The 26352-nt window shown below is 71.2% G+C and carries 28 protein-coding genes; 9 read left to right on the top strand and 19 right to left on the bottom strand.

Annotation, left to right across the window (positions count from 1 at the left end; genetic code table 11):
- Window positions 1-64 precede the first annotated feature (64 nt).
- The 12 genes from JNK12_25035 to JNK12_24980 form a co-directional block, all read right to left on the bottom strand.
- Window positions 65-1057: a trypsin-like peptidase domain-containing protein gene (locus JNK12_25035; GenBank protein MBL8779213.1), complete on the bottom strand. Its 993-nt coding sequence runs from the start codon at window positions 1055-1057 to the stop codon at window positions 65-67.
- A gap of 128 nt (window positions 1058-1185) precedes the next feature.
- Complete coding sequence (locus JNK12_25030) at window positions 1186-1710, bottom strand: DUF4395 domain-containing protein (GenBank protein MBL8779212.1); 525 nt, start codon at window positions 1708-1710, stop codon at window positions 1186-1188.
- A gap of 108 nt (window positions 1711-1818) precedes the next feature.
- Complete coding sequence (locus JNK12_25025; GenBank protein ID MBL8779211.1) at window positions 1819-2562, bottom strand: hypothetical protein; 744 nt, start codon at window positions 2560-2562, stop codon at window positions 1819-1821.
- 9 nt (window positions 2563-2571) lie between these two features.
- A complete protein-coding gene (locus JNK12_25020) occupies window positions 2572-3540 on the bottom strand; it encodes a hypothetical protein (GenBank protein ID MBL8779210.1) in 969 nt (322 codons plus the stop codon).
- Window positions 3541-3660: 120 nt separating this feature from the next.
- Complete coding sequence (locus JNK12_25015) at window positions 3661-5343, bottom strand: S-layer homology domain-containing protein (GenBank protein ID MBL8779209.1); 1683 nt, start codon at window positions 5341-5343, stop codon at window positions 3661-3663.
- Window positions 5344-5474: 131 nt separating this feature from the next.
- Window positions 5475-6650 carry a D-alanyl-D-alanine carboxypeptidase family protein gene (locus JNK12_25010; protein MBL8779208.1) on the bottom strand — a complete coding sequence of 392 codons (1176 nt, stop codon included), beginning with the start codon at window positions 6648-6650 and terminating at the stop codon, window positions 5475-5477.
- 103 nt (window positions 6651-6753) lie between these two features.
- On the bottom strand, window positions 6754-7212 hold the full coding sequence (locus tag JNK12_25005) for an Rrf2 family transcriptional regulator (GenBank protein MBL8779207.1): 459 nt from the start codon (window positions 7210-7212) through the stop codon (window positions 6754-6756).
- 52 nt (window positions 7213-7264) lie between these two features.
- Window positions 7265-8248 carry a sulfate ABC transporter ATP-binding protein gene (locus tag JNK12_25000; protein ID MBL8779206.1) on the bottom strand — a complete coding sequence of 328 codons (984 nt, stop codon included), beginning with the start codon at window positions 8246-8248 and terminating at the stop codon, window positions 7265-7267.
- On the bottom strand, window positions 8245-9072 hold the full coding sequence (locus JNK12_24995) for a sulfate ABC transporter permease (protein MBL8779205.1): 828 nt from the start codon (window positions 9070-9072) through the stop codon (window positions 8245-8247). Before JNK12_24995 ends, JNK12_25000 begins: the two co-directional genes overlap by 4 nt.
- Window positions 9065-9895, bottom strand: coding sequence for a sulfate ABC transporter permease subunit CysT (gene cysT, locus JNK12_24990; protein MBL8779204.1), 831 nt, complete (start codon window positions 9893-9895; stop codon window positions 9065-9067). The genes JNK12_24995 and cysT overlap by 8 nt, the downstream gene beginning before the upstream one ends.
- 17 nt (window positions 9896-9912) lie before the next feature.
- On the bottom strand, window positions 9913-10965 hold the full coding sequence (locus tag JNK12_24985; protein MBL8779203.1) for a sulfate ABC transporter substrate-binding protein: 1053 nt from the start codon (window positions 10963-10965) through the stop codon (window positions 9913-9915).
- A gap of 144 nt (window positions 10966-11109) precedes the next feature.
- Window positions 11110-12276: a fatty acid desaturase gene (locus tag JNK12_24980; protein ID MBL8779202.1), complete on the bottom strand. Its 1167-nt coding sequence runs from the start codon at window positions 12274-12276 to the stop codon at window positions 11110-11112.
- 79 nt (window positions 12277-12355) lie between these two features.
- Here JNK12_24980 and ligD point away from each other — a divergent pair, with 79 nt between their 5' ends.
- The gene (gene ligD / locus JNK12_24975; protein MBL8779201.1) at window positions 12356-13384 is read left to right on the top strand and encodes a non-homologous end-joining DNA ligase; all 1029 of its coding nucleotides are present in this window, start codon (window positions 12356-12358) and stop codon (window positions 13382-13384) included.
- Window positions 13385-13391: 7 nt separating this feature from the next.
- Window positions 13392-13784, top strand: coding sequence for a hypothetical protein (locus JNK12_24970; GenBank protein ID MBL8779200.1), 393 nt, complete (start codon window positions 13392-13394; stop codon window positions 13782-13784).
- 4 nt (window positions 13785-13788) lie between these two features.
- Here the strand turns inward: JNK12_24970 and dut are convergent, their stop codons facing one another.
- Entirely contained in the window at window positions 13789-14244 is a 456-nt protein-coding gene (gene dut / locus JNK12_24965; GenBank protein ID MBL8779199.1) for a dUTP diphosphatase, read from the bottom strand.
- 43 nt (window positions 14245-14287) lie between these two features.
- On the opposite strand from dut, the gene orn reads away from it, so the two are divergent.
- Complete coding sequence (gene orn / locus JNK12_24960) at window positions 14288-14833, top strand: oligoribonuclease (GenBank protein ID MBL8779198.1); 546 nt, start codon at window positions 14288-14290, stop codon at window positions 14831-14833.
- A gap of 12 nt (window positions 14834-14845) precedes the next feature.
- On the opposite strand, the gene JNK12_24955 is transcribed toward orn, so the two are convergent.
- A complete protein-coding gene (locus JNK12_24955; GenBank protein MBL8779197.1) occupies window positions 14846-15946 on the bottom strand; it encodes a glycosyltransferase in 1101 nt (366 codons plus the stop codon).
- Between the two features lie 97 nt (window positions 15947-16043).
- Between JNK12_24955 and JNK12_24950 the strand changes: the two genes are divergently transcribed.
- Window positions 16044-17165: an MBL fold metallo-hydrolase gene (locus JNK12_24950; protein MBL8779196.1), complete on the top strand. Its 1122-nt coding sequence runs from the start codon at window positions 16044-16046 to the stop codon at window positions 17163-17165.
- Window positions 17166-17264: 99 nt separating this feature from the next.
- Here the strand turns inward: JNK12_24950 and JNK12_24945 are convergent, their stop codons facing one another.
- Window positions 17265-18038: a hypothetical protein gene (locus JNK12_24945; GenBank protein MBL8779195.1), complete on the bottom strand. Its 774-nt coding sequence runs from the start codon at window positions 18036-18038 to the stop codon at window positions 17265-17267.
- 481 nt (window positions 18039-18519) lie between these two features.
- Here JNK12_24945 and JNK12_24940 point away from each other — a divergent pair, with 481 nt between their 5' ends.
- From JNK12_24940 to JNK12_24920, 5 genes are all read left to right on the top strand, one after another.
- Window positions 18520-18879, top strand: a complete 360-nt coding sequence (locus JNK12_24940) for a WhiB family transcriptional regulator (protein ID MBL8779194.1) — start codon at window positions 18520-18522, stop codon at window positions 18877-18879.
- 267 nt (window positions 18880-19146) lie between these two features.
- A complete protein-coding gene (locus tag JNK12_24935; protein MBL8779193.1) occupies window positions 19147-19800 on the top strand; it encodes a TlpA family protein disulfide reductase in 654 nt (217 codons plus the stop codon).
- 19 nt (window positions 19801-19819) lie between these two features.
- A complete protein-coding gene (locus JNK12_24930; GenBank protein MBL8779192.1) occupies window positions 19820-20701 on the top strand; it encodes a cytochrome c biogenesis protein CcdA in 882 nt (293 codons plus the stop codon).
- A gap of 6 nt (window positions 20702-20707) precedes the next feature.
- Complete coding sequence (locus JNK12_24925) at window positions 20708-21331, top strand: poly-gamma-glutamate hydrolase family protein (GenBank protein ID MBL8779191.1); 624 nt, start codon at window positions 20708-20710, stop codon at window positions 21329-21331.
- Window positions 21332-21410: 79 nt separating this feature from the next.
- On the top strand, window positions 21411-22343 hold the full coding sequence (locus JNK12_24920) for an LLM class F420-dependent oxidoreductase (protein ID MBL8779190.1): 933 nt from the start codon (window positions 21411-21413) through the stop codon (window positions 22341-22343).
- 75 nt (window positions 22344-22418) lie between these two features.
- Here JNK12_24920 and JNK12_24915 read toward each other — a convergent pair whose 3' ends face one another.
- The 4 genes from JNK12_24915 to JNK12_24900 all read right to left on the bottom strand — a co-directional run.
- Window positions 22419-23252: an alpha/beta hydrolase gene (locus tag JNK12_24915; GenBank protein MBL8779189.1), complete on the bottom strand. Its 834-nt coding sequence runs from the start codon at window positions 23250-23252 to the stop codon at window positions 22419-22421.
- Window positions 23253-23339: 87 nt separating this feature from the next.
- On the bottom strand, window positions 23340-23987 hold the full coding sequence (pdxH, locus tag JNK12_24910) for a pyridoxamine 5'-phosphate oxidase (GenBank protein MBL8779188.1): 648 nt from the start codon (window positions 23985-23987) through the stop codon (window positions 23340-23342).
- A 117-nt stretch (window positions 23988-24104) separates the two neighbouring features.
- Entirely contained in the window at window positions 24105-25190 is a 1086-nt protein-coding gene (locus JNK12_24905; GenBank protein MBL8779187.1) for a radical SAM protein, read from the bottom strand.
- 55 nt (window positions 25191-25245) lie between these two features.
- A partial coding sequence (locus tag JNK12_24900) for an NADP-dependent isocitrate dehydrogenase (protein MBL8779186.1) occupies window positions 25246-26352 on the bottom strand: 1107 nt, incomplete at its 5' end.

Here is a 26352-nt window from a genome sequence, read left to right as displayed (position 1 = left end):
GTTGTCCACCATGTTCGCGCAGGTCGGAAGGGTGCGCACCTCACCCCCGGGTCAGCGGCCGAGGTCAGCCGCCGTTCTGGAGGGCCACCGCGGAGATGATGCCGATGCGGCCGTAGGTCATCATCGGGCCGCTGTTCGTGGGCGGATTGCCGCTGACGCCGTAGGCGTGGACGCCGGCACTGCACGGCCCACCACACTCGGGGCGGTTCCACTTGAACAGCGGGGAGCCCGACTGCCCTCCGGCGGTGTCCATCGGATAGCGCAGGAAGTTGACGCTGTTGCGCTCGACCGCGCCCACCATCTTCCAGCGTGAGCCCTGGCTCTTGTCGCCCGGATAGCCCTCGACCCGGAGACGCCGCCCGGCGAAGGCGTTGGTGCCGTCGAGGGTGAACAGCCCGAACGACCCGGCGCTCTCGCTGAAGTCGCAGCCGGGCGCGAGTTGGTGGACGCCGTAGTCGTGGGCGGGCGTGCCGTCGAAGCGCCACTGGTCCGGCGCCCACACCGAGGCCACCGCACAGCCGCCGAAGGGGTTCACGACCGTGCCACTGCTGCGCTCGCGCCCGGGGAAGAACGTCGCGGACTCGATCGGGTCGTCGTCGCCTCCGTCGAACGTGCAATGCCCGGCGGTCAGCACGGAGTTGCCGTCGAGGAGGTACCCCGTGCAGATGTACAGGACGTTGTCCTGACGGAACTCGATCTGGCCGATGGCGGACAGCGGGTAGACCGAGGTCTTGGCGAGCACCAGTCGCTCGCGCCCGTCGGCGCCGATCACGGTCTCCGCATCACCGATGATCGACTGGGGCACACCCTCGGCGGTCGCAGGGACGGCGTCGGTCTCCGGACTGGTGGTGGCCGAGAACCGCTCGACACCGGAGGGAGCGTGCGCGGGCCAGACCGTGAGACCGCTCGACGGCGGCGTCTCGAGCACGGGCAGCCCGGACCCCCCTTCGGTGCTCTGGGCGCCGGCCCCGGGCGTGGCGAGGAGACCGGACGTGGCGGCCACCAGGGCGACGAGCACCGGGAGGAGGCGGACGGGGCGGGTCGACAGGCGGTGCACGCAGGGAGACCTCGGCGGACGACGGACGGACGCGACCATCGGTCTAGCGCTCTCGGCGCGCAACCGTGCGGTCACCCACTACAGCGCCTCGCGAGCCGGTTTGGTTCCGGCCGAGCTGCTCGGGGTGCTCAGGCCGTGACGGAGGTGGGCACCGGGGCCTGATCCTCGCGACCGGCCCAGATGTCGTTGCAGCGCTCGCACACCTCTTCGGGCACGATGCCCACCTTCATCCCGAAGCTGAAGATGGTGCACCCGAGGCAGAACCCCAGAAAGGCCTCGAGGCTGGCGGCCACCAACAGCATGGCCATCACCACCTGGGCGGCGCCCTCGAGGCCGAAGCCGAACCACAGGACCGAGGCGGTGACGGTGAAGACTGCGCCGATGCCCTGGGCGAAGCGCTTGGGCGGGCCGGCGCAGAACTTGTGGTCGACGTGCAGCCGGGGAGTGATCACCTGGGTGGACAGCCGGCCGAGGGGGCTCAGGGTGGGCCCGGTGAGCACGCGGGCCAGGAAACCGTAGGTGAGGGGCACCAGGACCCAGCCCCAGCCGGTGACGAGGAAGAAGACCGTCATGAGCACGACCCCGGCGGCGACGATCCGCGCCGAGGTCTCGTTGACCGGGTTGGGGAAGGAGAACAGCTCGCTGCGGGTCATGGTTGTCGCCCTGTCCGATGGTAAATCCGACCTATCTGGTCAGGTTTCTACCAGGGCGATGGCGCGGCCACAACCCGCAGCCGAGCTGCCGTGGTGCCGAGGCGGTGGTCAGGCCGCCGTGAAGGTGCCCTCGAGGTGCCACACGCCGGTGAAGCCGTCGAACGAGCCGCCCACGATCTGGCTGGCCCAGTCGAGGGTGTAGGCGCCGGTCTCGGCGTCGTAGGTGCCGCTCACCGCGGTGGTCTCGCCGGGGCTCGAGCCGTCGGGCTTGGGGGCGCCCTGGTTGAACTCCTGGCCGCCGTACGCCGCGGTCACCGCGGTGGTCTGGCCGGTGAGGGTGCCGTCTTCGTCGGTGATGGTCACCTCGGTGACGGGGTCGCCGCTCTCGGGGTCGGTGTCCGAGGTGGTGATGCTGAAGGACACGCCGAAGAAGGTGACCGGTTGGATGATGGCGTCGGCCAGGGCGTTGCCGTCTGCGTCGAAGAGGGGGTCGGGGCCGGGCTGGAACGCTCCGGTGGTCAGCCCGCCGTCGGTACCGGGCTCGAGCAGGGTGTAGGTCTGGTCGGTCGCGGTCGAGTCACCGTTGGGGACGAAGGGGCCGTCGGCCACGGTGCCGCCGGACTGCACCATGCGGAAGTACGAGCCGGTGACCTCCGCGCCATCGGTGCCGGGGTCGATGCCGAAGGTGCCGACGAGGTCACCCGACGCTGCGGCGGTCGTCTCGGTGGTGTCACCGGCGGTGGTGTCCGACGACGAGTCGTCGCCGTCGCTGCTGCACGACGCCGCCACGAGGGCGAACACCAACAACAGGGCCATCAGGAGTGGGCGGACGATGGAGCGGGATCTGGTCATGGGGTCCTCCTAGGGGGACGCGGGAAGGGAGTCGGGGGCGGGCGAGTCGGGCCGTCGGGGCCGCGCCACGAGCGCGAGCACGATGACCAGGACGCCGGGGATCACGAAGAACCAGGGGAACAGCGGGAAGGGCGGGAGCGCGGCGACCGCGGCGTAGTTGTCGAGGTTGTCGGCCATGGCGCCGACCATGTCGGACATCTCGGCGAGCAGCTGCGGCCAGTCGTCGGAGAGCTGCGCCGTGGCCGGGTAGTCAGCAGCGGTGCCCCCGTCCTGCTCGACGGCGGCCGGCACGACGGCGGTGCGCAACTGGCCCTCACCGCTGCCGATGGTGATGAAGTAGCCCTGGATCTGCGTGACCCGATCGCGGGTCATGAGCGATTCGAAGTCGTCGATCATGCGCCCGCCGCCGGGAGCCCGGGTGAACATCTGGAACACCGCAGGCGCCAGCAGGAGGCCGACGCCGAGAACGACCAAGGCGACGGTGAGCGGTCGGCGCCCCCGCCGAGTGCGGACGAGGGACCAGCCGGCGACCACCACGAGAAGGACGCCAGGGGCGACGAAGAACCAGGGGAACAGCGCGAACGCGGGCAGGGAGGACACTCCGTCGAACTCGTCGCGGTTGGCGTCGATGGTGTCGAGCATGTCGCTCATGTCGGCGTCGATGCCGTCCCACTGCTCGACGAAGGCCGCCGCCTGTGGGTACTCGGCGGCGAACTCCTCCGGGGTGCCGAGCGCCGGTTGCAGCTCACCGGTGGTCTCGTCACGAGCAGCGCCGATCTCGTCGAGGTAGCCCCGGAAGTCGGTGATGGTCTGGCTGTTCATGAACGGGCGGAACTCCTCGATCATGGTCCCGCCCTCGGGTGCCCGGCTGAACATCTGGAACGCCGCCGGCGCCAGCGCCAGGCCGACCCCGACGAGGAGGATCACGACGAGCGGCCAGCGACGAGTGGACGCTGCCGTCGTGGTCCCGCCGGTCATGGGTTCACCGTACGAACCCCCCTCCCCGTGCGACAGGGCCGAAGGTCACCGGGAGCCGGACGCGGTCCGGCCCGAGCACGAGGCTCGGGCCGGACCGGTGATGCAGGTGTTGCGGGTTGGTCAGCCGACCAGCGGATCGGGCCCGTAGACGTTGTACATCCACGTGGCGGCGAAGGAGCGCTTGGTGGCGTCGCCCGGCCGGAACGTGCCGTCGGCGAACGCATTCGCGTAGACCGGCACGTGGGCGGGATCGACCATCCAGTCGACCGCGAGGTCGAACCGGTCGGGGACATCCGGGAAGGTGTTCGCCGGGGAACCCGTGGGTGCCCCTTCGATCTTCCACATCGTCTTGACCAGCTTGCCCCTGGTCATGGGGTTGTACGGCCGGAACTGGTCCTCTGCGTTGAGCCAGATGTAGCCGTTGCCCACGGCCCACCGGACGGCGGGTTGCATCCACGTCGGCACGTCGACCGCCTCGAGGGGCGGGAGCGACGAGACGTCGGGGCGGCCGGCGATCTTGTACAGCCAGACGATCGCCTCACCGCGCAGGATGGGCTCCTTCGGGCGGAAGGTCCCGTCCGGGTAGGGGTTGACGATGTTGTTGTCGCCGAGCCAGATGATCCCGGGTGCGGCCCAGTAGTCCGACATGACGTCGGTGAACATGGTCGGCTCGGGCGGAGGCGGGCAGTCGCCGTAACGACCGCTCTCGTAGACCCGGTCGATGAACGACACGTTGGCGTAGAGCAGATGCGTGTACTCGATCACCCGGCGGGCGTCGTCTGCCGCCTGCACGTAGGCAGCGACGTTGCTGCCCGTGTACTGCTGGCCACCGAAGATGGCGCGCATGACCGTGTCGGTCTCGTAGCCGCTGAACTCGTCCACCTCGTACCGCAGGCAGCCAGGGAAGGTCGCCGCACGGTCATAGGTGAAGTTCCGGTAGTCGACGTAGGTGCCACCCGACCGGGTGATGGTCGGCAGCGTGGTCCTCGCCGGGATGTCGAGGATCTCGTTGTTGTACTCGATCACGTCGACGGTGAGGAGGCCGCCCTTGTCGGCGGCGGCGCCGATCGCGGCGGCCGTGGTGTCGTAGTCGTCGTACTCGGCGTTCGGCGTGGGCAGGGTGACACCGGGGATGTCGAGCCCGAGGGCCAACTGCCGATGGATCGCCAGGTTCTGCCCGGGCGAATCGACCAGGTCGTCGTCGACGGTGACGAGGCGTCCAGCCTCGTCGAGGTGCAGCGGTTGTCCGGCCAGCAGCGTGGCGCTCACATCCTCGAACTGGGTGTCGAGGACGGTCTCGGGAGAACGACCCATGTTGAGGCGGCCGAACTCGACCTCCTGGGCGACGACGCCCTCAGGCAGTGCGCACTCGGCGTCGAGTTGGATGAGGTTGCCCTCGAGATCGTAGGGCTGCACGCAGCTGTTGGCGTCGAGGATGGGGACGCCGTCGACGTCGCGCAGGATGACCCAGAGGTCGCCGTAGTCGCCGCCGTCGTGGGGCTCGGGGGCCGCCTCGGCGACGGTCGTCGCCGTGGATGCCTCAGGAGCCGGGCCGGGCTCGGGTGCGGGCTCCGGCTCCGGATTCGGCGCCACGGTCGAGTCGACGGACGGGATGGTGGGATCGGTGGCCGTATCCGATCCGGGGTCGACGACCACCGTGGTGGCGGTCGGGTCGACGGGGTCGTCGGCGGTCTGCGCCGCAGCCGGGAGGGCGACGGCGATCAGGAGCGCAGCGACGAGGGCGGTGAGACCGACATGCCGGTGCCACGGTCGCCCGATTCGGCCAGGATTCGATGAAGCCATGAGGTGCCTCGTTCCTGGTTGGGACCCGGGCGCTCAGATCGAGCTACTCGGGATACCTCCAGTATTCGAGGAATCTGACGCGTTCCTTAGGGCCGAAGGTCCACGCACGGCGGAGACATCGGTCACACACCTCAGCCGCCGGTGGTGCTCCAGTGCCAGGGCTCGCTGGGCAGGTTGTAGAGGCCGTAGGTCCCGGCGTTCGCGGCCAGCCAGAGGTAGCCCGGATCGGAGCGGGAGGAGATGAGGCGGCCGCCGTTGGTGAAGTCGATGGCGAGGCCCCGCTCGTGCATCGAGGTGCCGACCCGCGCCGTCGGCGGCGAGCAGGCCGACGGCGGGGAGTTGATGGGATCCGGGCAGTTGGCCTGGCGCACCGCCATCTGCGCCGCCGGGTCGCGGTAGCCGCCGCCCCCGAGGCTCAGCCCCGCGGCGCGGGAGGCGCTGAGCAGGCCGGCCACCTGGTTGGCGATGGAGGAGGCGACGGTGATGCCCCCGACGGTCGACAGCGAGATGCTGCCGGGGGTCGGGATGGGGCTGAGGGGGCCGCCGCCGCCCGGGTTCTGGGCAGCGAGCGCCGCCTGCTGCGCGGCGATCTGCGCCGACAGCTCGGCGTCGAGCTGCTCGAGGTTGGCGGCTTCGGCGAGGCGCGCCTCGATGCGCCGGTCGACGTCGGCGGCGAACGCGGCCTGGCGGGCCTGGGCCGCTTCGAGGTCGGCGAGACGTTCCTCGGCCCGACCCCGCTGCTCCTCGGCCCGTTGCTCGGCCTCCTCGGCGCGGGCCTGCTGGTCGCGCAGGTCTTCGCGAGCGGCCGTGAGCTGGTCGGCGATGTCCGCGTTGCGTCCGCTGGTGAGGTCGAGCAGGGCCTGGCGCTCGGCCACCTTCAGGGGGTCACCCTCGTTGAGCACCTCGATGTCGCCCGAGTTCGAGCCCTCGCGGATGTAGGACTCGACGGCGGCGTTCTGCTGGCGGGCCTCGAGTTCGTCGATCTGCGCCTGCGCGGCGGCCACCGCGGCCTCGGCGGCGGCGATGTCGCGCTCGGCCTGCCGCACCGCCCGCTGGGCGTCCTCGACCGCGCCCTGCTGTGCGGCGACGTCGCGGCGCAGCGCGGCGAGAGCCTGCTCGAGTTCGGCGTCGGTGGCCCGCAGGGCGTCGAGCTCGGAGGCGGTCTCCGCCTGCTCCTCCCGCACCTGGTCACGGCGGGTGCGGGCGTCCTCGCCGGACTGCCCCGAGGCCGCCGGCGCCAGGCCCACGAGCAGGGCCGTCGCCACCGCCGCGGCGGTCAGTCGAGCCGTGGTTGTGGAGGTGGACACGTGCAGGAAAAGCCCTTCAGACACGTCGTGGCGGACCCCGCCCGCCCGGTCACCGAAACGTAACACAGCCCCCGAGGCGGCCGTCCGCCCGGATCGGGCCGCCTCAGCGCCTCGCCCAGGACTCCGGGTCGCTGAGGAGCTGGTCGACCGCCGGCGGCAGCTCGGCCTTCGCGATCGCGTCGATGGTGACGACCTCGAGGACCGAACGGAGGCTGGCGCGGGCGGCGATCCAGACCGACTTGAGGGCGCCGGCGGCGCCGCCGTACTCGAGCTCTTCTGGGGGGATGCCCCGCACGTCGGCGAGGGGGCCCTCGACGGCGCGGATGATGTCGGCCACCGAGATCTGGTCCGCCGGCTTGGCCAGCCAGTAGCCACCCTCGGCGCCCCGCTGGCTGCGGACCATCCCGGCACGTCGCAGCTCGGAGAGGATGCTCTCGAGGAACTTCAGGGGGATGCCCTGCGTCGTGGCGATCTGGTCGCCCTTGAGGGGACCGTCACCCGCTGCCACCGCGAGCTCCACGGCGGCACGCACGGCGTAGTCGACCTTCGCAGAGACACGCATGACCCGTATCCTTCCATGCGCCGTGTCGCCGCCCTTGTGAATGGTCACGAGGTCACGAGCCGGCCGCGGCCCCCGCCCCTGGGAGCGCGAACGTCTGCGCACTCGGCTCCACCCGGACCCACACCGAGGCGCCGACCTCGAGACCGAGGCGATGGACCTGGGTGCGGGTGAGGGTGCCGAGCACGGTGTCACCGTTCACGGCGATCTCGACGCGCACCTCGAAGCCCACGCGCGCCAGCCGCTTGATCTCGCCCTCGACGGCCCCTTCGACGAGCTCGCGACGGATCTCGAGGTCGTGCGGGCGCACGAGGTCCGTGCCGAACTGGGTCACCGGGCCCAGGAAGCGCATGACGAACTCGTTCGCAGGCTCGTCGTAGAGCTCGTCCGGCGTGCCCACCTGCTCGACCCGACCCTCGTTGATGACCACGATCTCGTCGGCGACCTCGAGGGCCTCCTCTTGGTCGTGAGTCACGAAGATGGTCGTCACGTGCACCTCGTCGTGCAGCCGGCGCAGCCAGTCCCGCAGCTCCTTTCGGACCTTGGCGTCGAGGGCGCCGAACGGCTCGTCGAGGAGCAGGACCTTTGGCTCGACCGCGAGCGCTCGGGCCAGGGCCATGCGCTGGCGCTGACCGCCGGACAGCTGGGCCGGCAGGCGGTCGCCGAACTGCGACAGGTGCACCAGGTCGAGCAGCTCGTCCACCCGTGCCTTGATCTCGGCCTTGGGGCGCTTGCGGATCTCGAGACCGAAGGCCACGTTGCGCCGCACGGACAGGTGCTTGAACGCGGCGTAGTGCTGGAACACGAAGCCCACGTTGCGACCCTGCGGCGGGATGTCGGTGGCGTCCGTGCCCTCGATCTCGATGACCCCCGTGTCGGCGTACTCGAGGCCGGCGATGATCCGCAGCAGCGTCGACTTGCCACCGCCGCTCGGCCCCAGCAGGGCGGTGAGCTGGCCCGTCGGAATGGAGACGTTCACGTCCTCCAGCGCCACGAAGTCTCCGAAGCGCTTCCCGATCCCCTGCACCTCGATGCTCACTTCTTGATCCCTTCCTTGGGACGGATGATGGACACGATGACGATGCAGGCGACCGACACCATGGCCATGAGGAAGGCGGTGGCATAGGCCCCGCCCTTGTCGAAGTTCAGGTACTTCTCCTCGACCACGAGCGTCGCGGTGCGGGTGGCGCCCAGCACGTTGCCGGACACGACCTTGATGGCGCCGAACTCGCCCAACGACCGGGCCAGGCAGAGCACCACGCCGTAGGTGATGGCCCACTTGATGGCGGGCAGCGTGATGCGCCGGAACGTCTGAAAGGCGTTGGCACCCAGACTCCGGGCGGCCTGCTCCTGCTCGGTGCCGATCTCCTCGAGCACCGGCACCACCTCGCGGACGACGAGGGGCAGCGCCACGAACACCGTGGCCAGGATGATGGCCGGCGTGGCGAAGATCACCTGGAAGCCCCAGGACTCGAGCGTCGGGCCGAACCAGCCGTTTCGTCCGCCGTACACGAGGATCAGCGCAAGGCCGACGACGATGGGCGAGACCGAGAGGGGCAGGTCGATGAAGGCGCTCAGCAGCCGTCGCCCGGGGAACTCGTAACGCACCAGCAGGATCGACATACCGACGCCGAAGATGGTGTTGAGCACGACGGATGACACGGCCACGATGACCGTCAGCCGGAGCGCGTGGGTGACGTCGGGGTCCGAGAGGATCGACGACAGCTCGGTGAAGCCCTCGTCGAAGGTGTTCTTGACCACCAGCGACACGGGCCACGCCACGAGCAGGAACAGGTAGACCGAGACGATCGTCCGGTACACGTATTTGAGGGAGCCGCCCTTGCGGCGTCGTCGCTCAGCCACGACGGGCCAGGACGCGCTGGGTCACGTCGAAGATCACGATGACGGCGAGCGAGATGACGAGCAGCACGGTGGCCACCGAGGCCGCCGCCGCCGTGTTGTCGTTCTCGATGCTGCTGAGGATGCGCACCGACGCCACCTCGGTCCGCCCCGGGAGGTTGCCCGACAGGAGCACCAGCGAGCCGTACTCGCTGACCCCGCGGGCGAAGGAGAGCGCGGCGCCGGCGGCGATGGCCGGGACCAGGCTGGGCAGCACGATTCGCCGGAAGGTGGTGAAGGGGCTGGCGCCCAACGAACGGGCCGCCTCCTCGACGTCGCGATCCAGCTCGGCCAGCACCGGCTGCACCGTGCGGACGATGAACGGCAGGGTGACGAAGAGGAAGGCCAGGAACACCGCCGTGCGGGTGTTGGCCACGTTGACCCCGAGCGGGCTGTCCGGCCCGTAGAGCGAGAGCAGCACCAGGCCCGCCACGATCGTGGGCAGGGCGAAGGGGATGTCGATCAGCACCTCGAGGGCGCCCTTGCCCCAGAAGTTGTCGCGCACGAGCACCCAGGCGATCAGGGTGCCCATGAAGACGTTGACGAGGGTGACGAGGAGCGCCTCGCCGACCGTGAGCTTGATGGCAGCCAGTGTCTGCTCGTTGGTGATGGTGTTCCAGAACGCGCTCCACCCACCCTCGGCCGCGGTGACCACCACGGCGCCGAGCGGGATGAGGACGAGCAGGCTGAACCAGATCATCGCCACGCCGAGCCCGAGGCCCGAGACGGCGGTGAGCTGGCCCTCGCGGGCCGGCCGGCGCTTGCGCACCGACCGGCCACGAGTCACCGCTGGTGTTGCTGTGGTCACTCCTCGCTGAGGCCGGTCTCAGCGACGACGAGGGTCACCGAGCCGTTCTCTTCGTCGAAGAACCGGGCCGAGGCCTCGTCCCAGCCACCGAAGTCCTCGTCGACGGTGAGCAGGTTGGTGATCTCCGGGAACGGATTCGACGGATCGTTGGCACCTTCGACCTCACCGACTTCGACACCGTCGATGACGGGGCGGAAGCCCTTCGAGACGAAGCCGGCCTGGCCCTCGGGGCTCAGCACGAAGTCGAGCCAGTCCTGGGCGATCGGCGGGGCGTCGACGGTGACGGCGCCGGCGTTCTCGATCAGCAAGGTGGTCTCGGGGATCACGTAGTCGAACTCCTCGCCGTTCTGGTGGGCGAGGATGGCCTCGTTCTCGTAGGCCATCAGCACGTCACCGGTGCCACTCAGGAATGCGGTGGTGGCGTCACGGCCGCTGCTGGGCAGCGAGACGACGTTGCCGAAGAAGTCCTCGACGTACTGGTCGGCCTCCTCCTCGGTGCCACCGTCCTCGATGACCTGACCCCAGGCGGCGAGTGCGTTCCAGCGGGCGGCGCCCGACGAGGCGGGGTTCGGCGTCACGATCTCGATGCCGTCGCGGGTCAGGTCGTCCCAGTCCTCGATGCCCTCGGGGTTGCCCGGGCGCACGGCGAACACGACGACGGACGACGACACGATGCCGTTGGTCGGGCCCTCGTCCCAGTCCGCGGCCACCAGGCCCTCGTCCTCCAGACGGGTCACGTCCGGCGGGATCGAGAAGTGGACGTAGTCGGCCTCGAGGCCCTCGGCCACGGCCCGGCTCTGATCGCCCGAGGCGCCGTAGGAGGTCTCGAACTCGACACCTTCGCCCTCGGGGGTCTCGGCGAACGCCTCGCCGATGGCGACGTTGGCGGCCTCGGGCACCGCGAAGCCGACGATGTTGATGGTGGTGTCCTCGCCGCTTCCGCCGTCACCGCCGCCGCTCGCGTCGTCGCTGTCGCTGCCGCATCCGGCGGCGACCAGCGCGAAGGCGCTGAGCACGGCCGCCAGGAAGAACAGTCGTCGTTTCGACATCAGATCATCTCCATCTTTCTCTAGTGGAATAATGGACAATATTGACAAGCTGGGGGATGGTCAAGTCCGGATCGCCGGCGCGGTGGAAAACGAGCGCCGCCGCCCCGTGCGGGGCGGCGGCGGGTACTGCTCGGAGCGGAGCCGTCAGGCGGCGGCGGGTGCCTCGGGTGCCGGGGCGACCGGGGCCGTGGCCAGTGCCTCGGCGTAGCTCAGCCAACGGCCTTCCTCGAAGTCGTAGAGCTTGCAGACCCGCGTGTTGGCCATGTAGTCCCGGAAGCTCAGGTGCTCGTCGTGGATGACGCCGGGAAAGGCCTCCTCGATCGCGTCGGTGGCCAACTCGAGGTTGTACATGGGGATGCGCACGTCCACGTGGTGGGGGACGTGGACCATGATCCAGTGCACGAAGAAGTTGAGCACCGGGTTCACCCGCAGGACCGTGGTGCCCTCCATCTGGCCGTGCCACTTCGTCCACTCGCGGCGCTTCCACCAGCGGATGCCGGGCTGGATGTGGTGCACGTGCACGAACGAGCCGATCACGTAGCCGAAGGCCAGGAAGGGAAGGAACACCACCCGGGCGACGAGCCAGGCGGTGCCGAGCACGCCGAGGCCGGCGGCGACGCCATAGGCGATCAGGGCGAAGCTGGCCACGGCCACGAAGCCGAGGACGATGAAGCGGTCACGGCGGATCTTGGCCTGCCAGCGCTTCGGCGGCTCGCCGAAGGCCATGCGCTTCCACCAGATCTCGCGCACGTAGTAGACGCCGGCGCCGGCCCAGGACCACTCGAAGCGGTGGCGGGCCCGCTGGAAGCGGTTCATGGCCACGTACTGCTCGGCGGTGTAGGGATGCCACACGAAGTCGAAGTCCTGGCGCACCGTGTAGTGGTGGTGCACCCGGTTGTGGCCGAGCTTCCAGCCCTCGTAGACGTGCCAGCCGGGGAGCATGGCGATGTGGCCGACGATCGAGGCCATGCGCTCGCTCTTGAACAGGGCGCCGTGGGCGGCGTCGTGGGCGACGATGAAGAGGCCGGAGATGACGAGGGCGGACAGGACCAGGAAGGGCGCCACGATGAGCGGGTTGGCGAAGGTGAACAGGCCCCACATGGCGAAGGCGTAGAGCGCCAGGTCGCGGGCGAAGTAGGCCAGGCCCTTCCAGGTGGGGTTCTCGTACGCCTCCGGCGGGATGACGTCGAGCACCGGGCGCAGCGACCCGCGCTCGTTCTTGGCGTCCTTCTTGTCGGCCTTGTCAGCGTCCTGCGGGTCCGCCCCGACGGCAGCGGCATCCGTCATCGAAGGGTTGATCGTGGTGGCCATGGGTTCAGCCTACCTACCGGTAGGTAGGGAGTCGAGCGACACGGCGCACGGGATCGGTGAGATCGGTCACACTGCGCCCATGGCGCCGCTCCCCCGCTCCCTCAAACCCATGAAGGCGGTGCTGGGAGACGGGCTCCCCCGGGACGACCCCGAGGACCCCCAGTGGAACTACGAGCTGAAGTGGGACGGCATGCGGGTGCTGGCCTACGTGGACCCCGCCGCCGACCCCCCGGTCCGCCTCGAGAGCAGCAACCAGCGCGACGTCACCGCCAGCTTCCCCGAGCTCGCCGCCCTCGTCGACGCCACCGGTGGCCGCCCCGCGGTGTTCGACGGCGAGGTGGTGGCCTTCGCCGACGGCCGCCCCAGCTTCGGGCGCCTCCAGCAGCGCATGCACCTGACGGCGGCCGCCGAGGTGGCGCTGCGCCAGGCCGAGGTGCCGGTGCTCTACGAGGTGTTCGACCTGCTGCACTTCGACGGTCACGACACCACCCCGCTCCCGTACGAGGACCGGCGCCGCCTGCTCGTCTCCCTACTGGAGGACGCCCCCGACGCCGCCGGGGACCGTCGCTGCTGGGCCCTGAGCGAGGCCCACGACGACGGCGCCGCCCTGTACGACGCCGCCCGGGCCAACCAACTCGAGGGGGTGATGGCCAAGCGTCGGGCCAGCCCCTACGAGCCAGGCAAGCGCACCCCCAACTGGCGCAAGGTGAAGGTGCGCTGGGAGCAGGAGCTGGTGGTGGGCGGGTGGCTGGCCGGCGAGGGCAACCGCGCCGGCCGGCTCGGTGCGCTGCTCGTCGGCTACCACGACCCGGATGGCCCCGGCCGCCCTCTGCGCTATGCCGGCCGCGTCGGCACGGGTTTCACGGAGGCCGAGCTGCGCCGGCTCGGCGCCCTGCTCGACGCCCGGGCCACCGACGACTGCCCCTTCGACCCGCCGCCGCCGCTCCCCCGGCCCGCCGCCCGGGTGGCGCACTGGGTTGCGCCCGACCTGGTCGTGCAGGTGAGCTTCGGCGAGTGGACCTCGGACGGCATCCTGCGTCACCCCGCCTACCTCGGCCAGCGCGACGACAAGGCCGCGGCCGACGTCGTCCGCGAGCTGCCAAGCTGACACCATCGTGACGCCGCCCGCCGCGCCCTCCGCTGCCGACGAGATCCGCCTCGCCATGCCGGCCCAGCCGGAGTATGGGCGCCTGGCCCGGGTGACGGTGGCAGGCCTCGCCCTGCGCCTGGGGTTCTCCCACACCGAGGTCGAGGACCTCCGCCTTGCGGTGGACGAGGGCCTCATCCTGCTGCTCGACGGCAGCGGCCACGACGGCGAGATCGAAGCCGTCTACCGCCTGCTCGACGACGCCATCGAGGTCGAGCTCACGGCCGACCTCGGCCGTCGCGTCCCCCGCCCCAGCGAGGCGGCCATCGACCGCTTCCAGACCATGGTGGCCGACCTCGTCGACGTGGCCGTGGCCGACCCCGCCAAGCGCACCGTCCGCTTCCGCAAGGCCCGGCGCTGAAGGGCTAGCCGGTGTGGCCCCAGCCGCCGACGCCGCGCTCGGTCTCGTCGAGGTAGTCGACGAGGTCGAACTGCGCGTGCTCCACCTTCTGGATCACGAGCTGGGCGATTCGGTCGCCGCGCTCGACGAGGAAGGCCGAGCTGGGGTCGGTGTTGACGAGCAGGACGATGAGCTCACCGCGGTAGCCGGCATCGATGAGCCCGGGCGTGTTGAGGCAGGTCACGCCGTACTTCAGGGCGAGTCCGCTGCGGGGCTGGATGAAACCGGCGTAGCCCTCGGGGATGGCCACCGCGACGCCGGTGGGCACCTGTGCCCGCCCTCCCCCGGCGGGGAGGCGCACCTGCTCGCGGGCGTAGAGGTCCACGCCGGCGTCGCCGGGCCGGGCGTAGGCGGGCAACGGCAGCTCGCGGTCGAGCTGGCGCAGGGGCACGATCAGGCGCTCGTCGGGCACGAGGCCGATGCTACGACGCGGTCCGTAGAGCCGGACCCCCTACGCTCCTGGCGTGCTCGCCTGGATGGACCTCGAGATGACCGGGCTCGACCCGGGTCGCCACGTGATCGTGGAGATCGCCACCCTCATCACCGACGACGAGCTGAACATCGTCGCCGAGGGCCCCGACCTGGTGGTGCACCAACCGCCGGAGGCCCTCGCCGAGATGGACGAGGTGGTGGTCAAGATGCACACCAGCAGCGGCCTGCTCCCGGCCATCCAGGCGTCCACCGTGTCGCTCGAGGACGCCGGGGCGCAGACCCTGGCGTTCCTCAAGGAGCACATCCCCGACGCCCGCAGCATCCCGCTGTGCGGCAACTCGATCGGCACCGACCGGCGCTTCCTCGCCGCCTACCTGCCCGAGATCGAGGAGTTCCTCCACTACCGCTCGGTCGACGTCTCCACCATCAAGGAGCTGGCCAAGCGCTGGTACCCCGACCTCGAGGGCTCCGCCCCGGGCAAGGCCAGCGCCCACCGGGCCCTCGACGACATCAAGGAGAGCGTCGCCGAGCTCGCCTACTACCGCGAGCACGTCTTCAAGGCCCTCCCGCCCACCTGACCGCCGCGTGATTCAAGTGGCCAGCTGCCGGCCCTTCCAGGTGACGCGCCGGCGGACGTAGACGTCGAAGATCGACCGGGTGAACAAGGCCAGGAAGAACGCCAGCGGGATCGGGTAGGCCACGGAGGTCAGGGGGTGGAACGCGCCGATGCGGCGCAGCATCCATCCCAGTTGGAGCGCCACGGCCAGGTAGACGAGGGCGGTGGCCGCGCCGGGGGAGGTGGCGAGGTCCCACGCCGCCTCGATGCACAAGGAGATCCAGGCTGCGATCAGCACCAGGGTAAGCTTGCGGGTGCCGGCGGCGCCGCCGGCGAAGTTCTTGGTCCAGCCCTCGATCAGGTGGCGCAGGCCGTCGGGGTACATGCGGAAGCGGACCGTCCCTCTGCCGCCGAGGCAGGTGACCTGGAGGCCGGTGTCGGTGTACCGGCGGGCGAGGGCGACGTCGTCGAGGATCTGGTCGGCCACGGACGCGTGCCCCCCGACCCGTTCGTAGTCGGCCCGGTGGGTGATGAGCACCGGTCCGAACGCACCGGTCGGCTGCCGGCGCTCACCGAGGGGGGTGAAGGCGTCGATGCCCATCATGGCCACCACGTTGAAGAAGGCGCTGAGCTGCTCGTAGGCCCGCCGCACCGCGTGGAAGGGCTGGACGGAGAGCAGCCCACCGTGGCGGCGCTGCTCGGCGAGGAGCCGGTCGAGGCCGCCCGGCTGGAGCTCGGTGTCGGCGTCGAGGAAGACGAGCACGTCGTGGGCGGCGGCATGGGCGCCCGTCCAGCAGGCCGAGTTCTTGCCCGTCCAACCCGTCGGGAGCGGCGGTGCCACCACGACCCGGGCGCCGTCCTCGAGCGCGACCGCCGCGGTGCCGTCGGTCGAGGCGTCGTCGACCACGATGACCTCGTCATCGGGACCCCGTTCGGCGGCGAGCGAGTCCAACAGCTTCGGCAGGGTCCGGGCCTCGTCGCGGGCGGGGATCACGATCGAGCACGGTGGCCGGTCGACGGCCGGGAGGTCCGCGGTCGCGCCGGCACGGGCCCGGCCCACCGGCGCCACCCGCCACAGGAGCCAGCACCCGCACAGCCACCGCAGCGTGGCCGAGAGGAGGTCGAAGCGTGTCATCGGCGCGGCCGAGCCTACGAGCGACGGCGCCGGCGCGCCCGGTTCAGCGGGCGCCTTCCCCGGCGGACTTGACCGAGCGGTCAAGTACCCTGGCGGCGTGGCCGCCCCGACCGATCGTCCTCAGGCCAAGCCCCGCAAGCAGGAGCAGGAGGACGCGAGCACCGAGGTCACCGAGGTGGCGCCGGGCATCCTGCGCCTCCAACTGCCCATCAACTTCAGCGGGCTGGGCCACGTCAACTGCTACGCCCTCGAGGACAAGGACGGCTTCACCCTCGTCGACCCGGGCATGCCGGGGCCGGCCAACTGGAAGGCGCTGCTCGACCGCCTGCGCCGGGCGGGCACGGGGATCGACCACGTCCACGGCGTCGTGGTCACCCACTCGCACCCCGACCACTTCGGCGGCGCCGGCAAGGTGCGGGTCGAGAGCGGGGCCAAGGTGATCAGCTCCACGACCTTCCGCACCTGGTTCGACCCGGTCACCGACGGCGACGACGTGGTCGAGGATCCCGACGCCGCCGGCGCGGCCGCGGAAGTCCTACGCGCGGAGGCCGACGAGCGCCCGCCACCGGTGCCCAAGTTCACCGGCCGCGAGACGCCGTGGGGCGGCAAGCACCCGATGCCCCCGCTGGCCTTCCGCATCCGCATGAAGGTGCTGGGCCCCCTGCGCCGGCGCTGGATGGTGCCGCCCAGGCCGTCGGTGCGCCTCGCCGACGCCGACACCATCACGCTCGCCGGGCGCGAGTGGGTCTCGGTCCACACGCCGGGTCACACCAGCGACCACCTGTGCCTTTACGACCCGACCGAGGGCGTCCTGTTGGCAGGCGACCACGTGCTGCCGACCATCACCCCCCACATCGCCGGCCACAGCGGCGATGCGGGCGACCCCCTGGCCGACTTCTTCACCTCGCTCGACAAGGTGGCCGCGCTCGACGGGGTCACCACCGTCCTTCCTGCCCACGGCCACCCGTTCCACGACCTGGCGGCACGCACCGAGGCCATCAAGGCCCACCACGTGGAGCGCCTCGACATCCTGCGCAAGGCCAGCGAGGGCCTCGGCGAAGCCACCGTGGAGGACCTCTCCCACGAGCTGTTCCGCCAGCGCTCGTGGGGGCCCATGGCCGAGAGCGAGACCTACGCGCACCTCGAGCACCTGCGCCTCAGCGGCGAGGTCGAGAGCCGTCGGGTCGACGGCCTGCTGCGCTACCGCTCCGTCGACTGAGGCGCACGCCGACCACGACGCACCCGGTGCGGTGCGGTGTCAGACACCGCACCGGTAGTGCAACGGTGTCAGACACCGTTGCAGGTGCCGTTGCGGTGGTCAGCCGGGCCACACCCGGGCGCTGGCGTGGACCCGACCCTCGCCGGCGGGGTCGGCGTCGACCACCCACGCCCAGAGACCGCCGTCGGCGTCGGCCTTCGCCTGCACCGCGACGGCGTGCTCGCGCTCGACCGCGAGGCGGTGCTCGACCTCGACGGTGAAGGGCGCGGTGAGGTCGGACCGGCGGGCCAGGTGCTCCTCGACGACGGCCCAGTAGACCGCGTTGTTGACGTGGTCGAGGGCGTCGAAGTCGGTGAAGCGGAACGGCCAGGGCTCGAGGTCGAGGCCCGGCGTGGGGTCGGGGTGGGACAGGCGGGCCCTGATCTTCCGGCCGGCCACCGCCTCGCCGTACACCCGCACGAACCCCTCGTTCAGCGGCGCCGGCCTCCCCGATGACGCGTCGACCGACACCCAGAGTGCGGCGGCGTCGATGACCGCGCCCTCCGCGCCGCGGATGGCCGTGCGGCGCTCGGCCCAGCTGCGGCCGTAGCCGCTGGCGAAGGTGGTCAGGGTGAGGGGCTCGCGGAACCGGGCGAAGCGCTCGACGCGTACCACCGTGCGGCGGACCACCCACGCCAACGCCCCTTCGAGGCCGGCGTCGACGGCGTCGTCGGTGGCGATGTCCTGGAGGTAGCGGGCGACGGCGTCGAGGCGCAGGCGCCCCTTGGGGCTGACGTCGCCGAGGCGGACGAGGCGCTCGGCGGTGTAGGTGCGACCGGCCGTCGGCAGCGGCGCCATCCAGCGCGGATCATCGGTCTCCTCAGCCGTCGGCACGGCCCGATGTTGCCAGGCCGCGAGCGGTGCGGTCAGGTCCCGGAAATAAATCGGTTGACCCCGGTCGCGCCCGCGTGGTGCAGTGGTTGCGGCCCCGGCACCCGCCGTGACCCGCAACGCCCCACGAGACACCCACCCGAAAAGGCACCGTGACGATGAAGACCCGCACTCACAACCTGGTTGGCCAAGTGGCCGCCGGCGTGTGCGCGTCTCGCGCGGTGTCGGTGTCTGCTCGCACCAACGCCGCCTGGTCCGCCGCCTACGCGCGAACCATCAAGCCGGTGATGGGGATGTTCGCGGACCACGCCAACCTCCCCGCCCGGCGGCCCCTGGAGCCTTCGCCCTAGCACCACAGCGAAGTCCGAACTCCACAGGCCGTCGGGAATCCTCCCGGCGGCCTTTTCGCATTCCTGGCCCCTGTCCCATCCACCTACCTGCAGCAACCCATCCGACGAACACCGAGAAAGGCAAGGGGAACGCCATGTCGGCCCCGCTCATCGAAGAAAGCCTCGAAACCAGCCTCCAGGGCAAGAACTGGCGGGCCCAGGCGCGCTGCGCCGACCTCGCCGGCACCCTCACCGGGCTGTTCTTCTCCGAGGAGCTGCAGGACATCGCCCAGGCCAAGGCCATCTGCGCCGAGTGCCCGGTGATGGCCCCCTGCCTCGCCGGGGCGCTCGAGCGCCACGAGCCGTGGGGCGTCTGGGGCGGCCAGCTCATCTCCAACGGGAAGATCCTCGCCCACAAGCGCCGGCGGGGCCGTCCCCCGAAGTGCCCTCGTCCCGAGGACCGCTTCGTGGAGATCCCCATCCCCCAGGAGCTCCTGGAAGCCGGCGTCGCGTAACACAGGCTCCGCCTTCGGCGTAGCGGCTTCGCCATCCGACGCCCGTCGGTGGCGCTGCTCCGCTCCGCTGAGCAACCTGGCCAGCCCCGGGCCGTGAGGCCCGGGGCACCGGGGCCGCTCACCACACAAGGGCGGTCCGGGGCAACGGATCGGCACGGGTCTCCCCCCTCCTGTGCCGATCGCGACCCCCGGACTGCCCGTGGTCGAGGCCCCCGCCCCTGCGGGCGCGACTGTCGAGGCCGCCCGGATCGCTCGTAACCTTCCGGTGTGAGCGACGAACGCGACGGACGCGACGAGCGCGAGACCGGCGGAGGCCGACCCGCCGCCACCGGGCGCCGCGTCCCCCTCACCACCGTCGTGATCGCCACCCTGCTGTCGGTGGCCATCGCCGCCCTCGTCGCCGGCCTGGTGCTCGGCGTGGGCGAGAAGGACGACGACGGCGCCACCGTGGTCACCCTCGACCCGGACGCCGAGAACCCGCCCGCCCTCGGCCAGGCCGAGGACACCGTCGGGCGAGCTGCGCCCACCACGCCGTACGAGACCTTCGACGGCACGGAGGCCTCGGTGGCCGACTACGCCGGCACCCCGATGGTGGTCAACTTCTTCGCGTCGTGGTGCGTCCCGTGCGTGCGCGAGATGCCCGACTTCGAGGAGGTGCACCAGGCGCTGGGTGACGAGGTCGCCTTCGTCGGCATCAACATGCAGGACAGCGTCACCAAGGGCGAGGAGCTGGTCGAGGACACCGGCGTCACGTACGACATCGGCCGCGATCCCGACGGCTCGCTGCTGGCGTCGTTCGGCGGCGTGGCCATGCCGACCACCGTCCTGGTCGACGCCGACGGCACCATCGTGCGCGTGCTCAGCGGGGGCACCACCGCCGAGGAGCTGCGCGCCGCCATCGACGAGGACCTGCTGGCGTGAGGTCCACCGTGAGGCCCGGATGATCGAGGCGCCCTTCGCCCTCGCCCTCACCGCCGGCATGGTGGCCACGGTGAACCCGTGCGGGTTCGCCATGCTGCCCGCCTACCTCTCCTACTTCCTCGGCACCGAGGACGCGGCCGCCGAGACCGACGCCCAGGCGGGCATCCTGCGCGCCCTCGCCGTGGGTGGTGTGGTCACCCTCGGCTTCCTCCTCGTGTTCGGCACGGTCGGCCTCGCCATCAGTCACCTCTCGCTGTCCATCAACCGCTTCCTGCCGTGGGTCACCCTCGTCATCGGCTTCGGGCTCCTCGGACTCGGCATCGCCATGCTCCGTGGGTTCGAGCTCGTCGTGCGCCTGCCCAAGCTCGAACGGGGCGGCACCACGAGGGGCCTGGGGTCGATGTTCGTGTTCGGCATCTCCTACGCGGTGGCCTCGCTGTCGTGCACGCTGCCGCCCTTCCTGGCCGTCACCGCCACCACGTTCAACCAGCTCAGCTACGTCTCGGGGGTGAGCGTGTTCCTGGTGTACGGCCTCGGCATGGGGCTCGTCCTCACCGTGCTCACCGTCGCCATCGCCCTCACCCGAGTCTCGATCGTGGGCCACCTGCGCCGCGCCCTGCCCTACATCCACCGCATCTCGGGCGGGCTGCTGGTGGTCGCAGGCGCCTACCTGGCCTGGTACGGCTGGTACGAGGTACGGGTGAACCGGGGCGACCTCTCCACGCCCGGCCCGGTGGCCTGGGTCACCGACCTCAGCGCCGACCTCACCAACTGGCTCCAGAACACCGGCGCCACCCGGGTGGCCATGATCCTCGCCCTGGTGGTCTGCATCACCCTGCTCGTGGCGCTGCTGTGGCCCCGGGACCGGGCCCGCACCACCACCTCCGACCACTCCTCCTAGCGCCTCGTGTTCGCCGACCTGCTGGCCGAGCCCGGCGTGGTGGAGACCGTCCGGCTCGGCTCGCCCTTCGGCTTCATGGCCTTCCACGGCGGCTCGCTGGAGGTCGCCACCGACACCATCGCGTCGGCGGCGGCCGAGCGGTCCGGCGCCTCGCTCTACACGGTGGCGCAGCCGGAGGACCTGAACTGGCACGTCCCTTCGAAGCTGGTCGACCCCGCGGCGTCGCCGGCGCTGGCCGGCTTCCTCGACCACGTCGACGTCGTGGTGGCGCTGCACGGATTCGGGCGGGACGGGCTGTTCACCTCCCTCCTGCTCGGCGGGCAGGACCGGGGCCTGGCGGCGTGGCTGGCGGGTGCCCTGCGGCCGGCGCTCCCCCACTACGACCTGGTCGACGACCTCGACGCCATCCCGGTGGCCCTCCGCGGGCTGCACCCCGACAACCCGGTGAACCGGGTGCGGGGCGGCGGCGTCCAGCTCGAGCTGCCGCCGAGGGTGCGGGGCCTCGGGCCGTGGTGGGACCACCCCGACCGCGCCGACAAGCGCACCAGCCACCGCAACGCGCTGGTGGACGGACTCGCGGCGGCGGCGCGGGCCTGGCGCGGGGACGGGCGCGCCACCGACGGTCGGTAGCCTCGGCGGCCATGCAGCTGCGGATCTTCACCGAGCCAGGGGACGGGCGCGCCACCGACGGTCGGTAGCCTCGGCGGCCATGCAGCTGCGGATCTTCACCGAGCCCCAGGAAGGCGCCACCTACGACCAGCTCTTGGCGGTGGCCCACGTCACCGAGGAGACGGGCTTCGACGCGTTCTTCCGGTCCGACCACTACCTGAAGATCATGGCTCCCGACGCCGGCCCCGGATCCACCGACGCGTGGACCACGCTCGCCGGCCTGGCCCGCGACACGCACCGCATCCGCCTCGGCACCCTCGTGACGCCGGTGACCTTCCGGCAACCCGGCCCGCTCGCCATCAGCGTGGCCACGGTGGACGCCATGAGCGGGGGCCGGGTCGAGCTGGGCCTCGGCACCGGCTGGTACGACGGCGAGCACGAGGCGTACGGCATCCCCTATCCGGGCCTCGGCGAGCGCTTCGACCTTCTCGAGGAGCAGCTGGAGATCGTCAAGGGCCTGTGGACCACCCCAGAGGGCTCTACCTTCTCCTATGAGGGCGCCCACTACCGCTTCGTCGACTCACCGGCGCTGCCCAAGCCTGTCCAACGCCCCACCCCGCCCATCGTCATGGGGGGCTTCGGCGCCACCCGCACGCCCCGCCTCGCCGCCCTGCACGCCGACGAGTTCAACACCCCCTTCGCCCGCCTCGACGACTTCGTGGCGCAACGGGACCGGGTGCGGGCCGCCTGCGAGGCCATCGGCCGGGACCCGGACTCGATGATCTTCTCCGCCGCCCTGTGCGTGGCCTGCGGCATCGACGACCACGAGGTGCAGCGCCGGGCGGAGGCCATCGGCCGCGACGCCGCCGACCTCTGCACCAACCAGGCCGGCGGCACCGTCGAGCAGCTCGTCGACACCCTCGGCCACTGGTCCGAGGCCGGCGCCGAGCGCGTGTACCTCCAGGTGCTCGACCTCGACGACCTCGACCACGTCCGGTTGCTGGGCGGCGAGGTCCTCCCCCACGTCCGCTGACCCCCTGAGACGCCATTCTCGAGGCAATGGCCCCCGGATTCCGGGGGCCATTGCCTCGAGTTCACGGGTTCGGGCCTAGGGCGCGTCGATGAGGACCGCCACCTGGTCGGGGAAGTGGCGGCTGATGGAGAAGTGGCCGTCGCCGGGCAGGACGTGCAGGGTCGAGTCGGGCAGGCCGGCGTGCAGCGCGTGGGCGTGGGCGATCGGGACGATGGTGTCGGCGTCGCCGTGCCAGACGTCGACCGGCTGGGTGACCGCCGCGAGCTCGAAGCCCCACGGCAGGGCCCACGCCCAGCCGTCGCAGGCCTCGCCCAACGCCCCCTGACGCGCGCCCTCGGCCACCGTGGCCGTTGCTGCGGCGACGAAGGCCGGGTCGGTGAAGCGCTCCTCGTCGGCGGGGGCCAGGTGGGCCAGCTCGTCGCCGACGTTGCTCGTGTAGCCCGCGGTGAACTCGGCCCAAGGCAAGGTGGCCACCATCTCGATGATCTCGTGGTCACGATCCCGCTCGAGGGGCTGGTCGGGGGCGTTGCCCGCCTGCACGATCACCCGGGACACCTGCGCCCCCAAAGCATCCGAGGCGGCGAGGGCCAGCGCGTGACGCCCGCCGCCGGAGTACCCCGACGTGGCGAAGTGGTCGAGGCCGAGCGCGGCCACCAGCTGGGCGGCGTCGTCGGCCCAGGCGATCAGCGGCCGACCCGCGGGCAGGCCTGTAGACAAGCCGTAGCCCGGGCGGTCGGGGACGACCACCCGCAGCCCGATCTCGGTGAACAGGTCGTCGTAGAGCGCCGGCTCCCGGCGCGACGAGCCGGTGCCGTGGTTGTGGAACAGCACGGTGGCGCTGTCGGTGGCGCCGTACTCGTCCCAGGCCAACGTGCGTCCATCGGCCAGCGTCATCTGCTCGGACCTCATGCCCGCCCCCTTCGGCGTGGCGGGCGCGACGCCCGCGTCGGCCCGATCCTGCCAGACGAGGGCGCGCTCGGCCCGCCTCGCGCCAGATCAGGGTTGGAGGCGGGTGACCTTCCAGGCGCCGGCGGACGCGCGGGTGTAGCGGAAGCGGTCGTGTCGGCGGCTGGGGCGCTGCTGCCAGAACTCGACGGTGGACGGGCGCAGGTTGAAGCCGCCCCAGAAGGGCGGGCACTCGACCTCGCGGCCCTCCCACTCGGCGGCCACCTCCTCGTAGCGGGTGTCCAGGGTGGCCCGGTCGGCCACGGGACGGCTCTGCTCGGACGCCCACGCCGAGAGCTGGCTCTGACGCTCGCGGGTGGCGAAGTAGGCCGCCGACACCTCTCGACTGGTCGGGGCGACCGCCCCCTCGACGATCACCTGGCGGCCGAGCTCGGCCCAGGGAAAGAGCAGGGTGGCGTTGGGGTTGTGGGCGAGTTCACGTCCCTTGCGGCTGTCGTAGTTGGTGAAGAAGGTGAAGCCTTCGGTGTCGACGCCGCGCAACAACACGTGGCGGGCCGACGGGCGGCCCTCGCCGTCGGCGGTGACGAGGACCATGGCCGCGGGCTCGAACACGCCGGCCGCGGTGATCTCGGCCTGCCAGCGGCCGAACTGCTCGACAGGATCGTCGGCTAGATCGCCTCGGTGGAGATGTCCGGCGAGCCAGCGGTCACGAGCAGCGGTGCGGGGGTCGTCGGGCACGGGCTGAGTGTTGTCCCGCTGGTCAGCGGGCACCAGTCGGAATCGCGGTTGGCGGCTCCGCCACGGGGACCGGCGTGGGCGCAGCAGTCCCCGTGGTGGAGCGAACGTGGGGCGGGATCAGAGGCCGAGGGCCAGCTGATCGACCGCCGAGCGATCGGGCCCGCCCACCGACCGACGGGTCGGGAGGGCCACGGAGCGGGGCCGCACGGGCCGAGCGAGGTCGTCGACGTCCTCGTTGCCGTCGCTCGAGGCCATGACCCGGCCACCGTGGCGGCGGATGGCCTCTTGCACGATGCCGCTGACCCGTCGGCGCTCGGCCGCGGGCGCGTAGCTGCGACCCTCGGGGTAGAGGCGGCGGTAGCGCTCGACGAGGTCGGGCCGGTCGCGGGCGATGGTGGCGAGGAAGTGGTCGCGCACGCCGGCCCGCAGGTGGAGCACCACCGAGCCCACCGAGACGGCGCCGGCGTCGAGCGCCGCCTTGACCACCGCCTCGAGCTGCTCGGGCTCGTCGGAGATGCCCGGCAGCACCGGGCCCATGAGGACGCCGCACGGGATACCGGCCTCGTTGAGGGCCTCGACCGCCCGGATGCGCCGGCGGGGGTGCGGGGTGCCGGGCTCGGTGGCCTTCCAGACGTCGTCGTCGAGGGTGCCGATGGACAGGTTGACCCGCACGTCGGCGCGCCTGGCCATCTCGGCCAGGAGGTCGAGGTCGCGCAGGACGAGGGTCGACTTGGTGAGCAGCGACACCGGGTTGGCCACCTCGGAGAGCTGCTCGAGCATCCCCCGGGTGAGGCGGTACTTGCCCTCGCAGCGCTGGTATGGGTCCGTGTTGGTGCCCATGGCGATGGTGTGCCCGGCCCAGCGGTGGGGGCGCAGCTCGGCCCGCAGCAGCTCGACGGCGTTGACCTTCACCACGATGCGGCGATCGAAGTCCTCGCCGATGCCCATGCCCAGGTAGGCGTGGGTGGGGCGGGCGAAGCAGTAGGTGCAGGCGTGGCTGCACCCGCGGTAGGCGTTGATGGTGAAGGGCGTGGGCAGGAAGCCGGGGCCGTCCTTCAGCTCGTTGATGATGGTCTTGGCCCGGACGTGGAGGAACTCCATGCCCCGGAACTCGCCCTTGCCCACGTGGCGCTCGGCGGGCTCGAACAACGCCGACTGGTCTGCCGGCGCGTCATCGAGCTCCCAACGCAGCTGCCCGGCCATGGGCGCATGCTATCGAACGTGTGTTCGCTCCGCTAGGAGCGTCCGGGCGACCGGCTCAGAAGGCGGCGAGGATGCGGTTCAGGGTGGCGCTGGGGCGCATGGCGGGGACGGCCTTGGCCTCGTCGGGGGCGTAGTAGCCGCCGAGGTCGACCGGGTGGCCCTGCACGGCGATGAGCTCGGCCTGGATGGTCTCGTCGTTGGCCGACAGCTCGGCCGCGAGTGGCGCGAAGCGCGCCGCCAGCTCGGGGTCGTCGGTCTGCTCGGCCAGCGCCGCCGCCCAGTAGACGGCCAGCGCGGCGTGGCTGCCCCGGTTGTCGATCATGCCGACCTTGCGGGCGGGCGACTTCTCGTTCTCGAGGATCTGGCCGGTGGCCTGGTCGAGGGTGGCGGCCAGCACCTTGGCACCGGGGTTGCCGAAGGTGTCCGACAGGTGCTCGAGGGAAGCGGCCAGGGCGAGGAACTCGCCGAGCGAGTCCCAGCGGAGATAGTCCTCCTTGACGAACTGCTGCACGTGCTTGGGTGCCGAGCCGCCGGCGCCGGTCTCGAAGAGGCCGCCGCCGTTCATGAGCGGGACGATCGAGAGCATCTTGGCGCTGGTGCCCAGCTCGAGGATGGGGAAGAGGTCGGTCAAGTAGTCGCGGAGGACGTTGCCGGTGACCGAGATCGTGTCGAGGCCCTTCTTCAGGCGCTCGCAGGAGAAGGTGCAGGCCGCAGCCGGTTCCAGGAAGTGGAACTCGAGCCCGCCCGCCTTGATCTCGGCGTCGTGCTCCTTGAGGTACGCCCGCACCTTCTTGAGGAGCTCGCGGTCGTGGGGCCGCTTCTCGTCGAGCCAGAAGCAAGCCGGGGTCTTCGAGAGGCGGGCTCGTGTCACGGCCAGCTTCACCCAGTCCTTGATCGCGGCATCCTTGGCCTGGCAGGCCCGCCAGATGTCGCCCGCCTCGACCCTGTGCTGCATGAGCACGTTGCCGGCGCTGTCGACGACCCGCACCGTGCCCGGGGTCTTGATCTCGAAGGTCTTGTCGTGCGAACCGTACTCCTCGGCCTTCTGGGCCATGAGGCCGACGTTGGGGACGCTGCCCATCGTCCTAGGGTCGAACGCACCGTTCTTCCGGCAGAAGTCGATCACCGACTGGTAGACGCCGGCGTAGCTGCGGTCGGGGAT

It is taken from the genome of Acidimicrobiales bacterium (assembly GCA_016794585.1).
In the GTDB taxonomy this organism is placed as follows: Bacteria; Actinomycetota; Acidimicrobiia; order Acidimicrobiales; family DATDAH01; genus JAEUJM01.
Note: the sequence above shows the minus strand (reverse complement) of the source record. Positions and strands in the feature narration are given on the sequence as shown.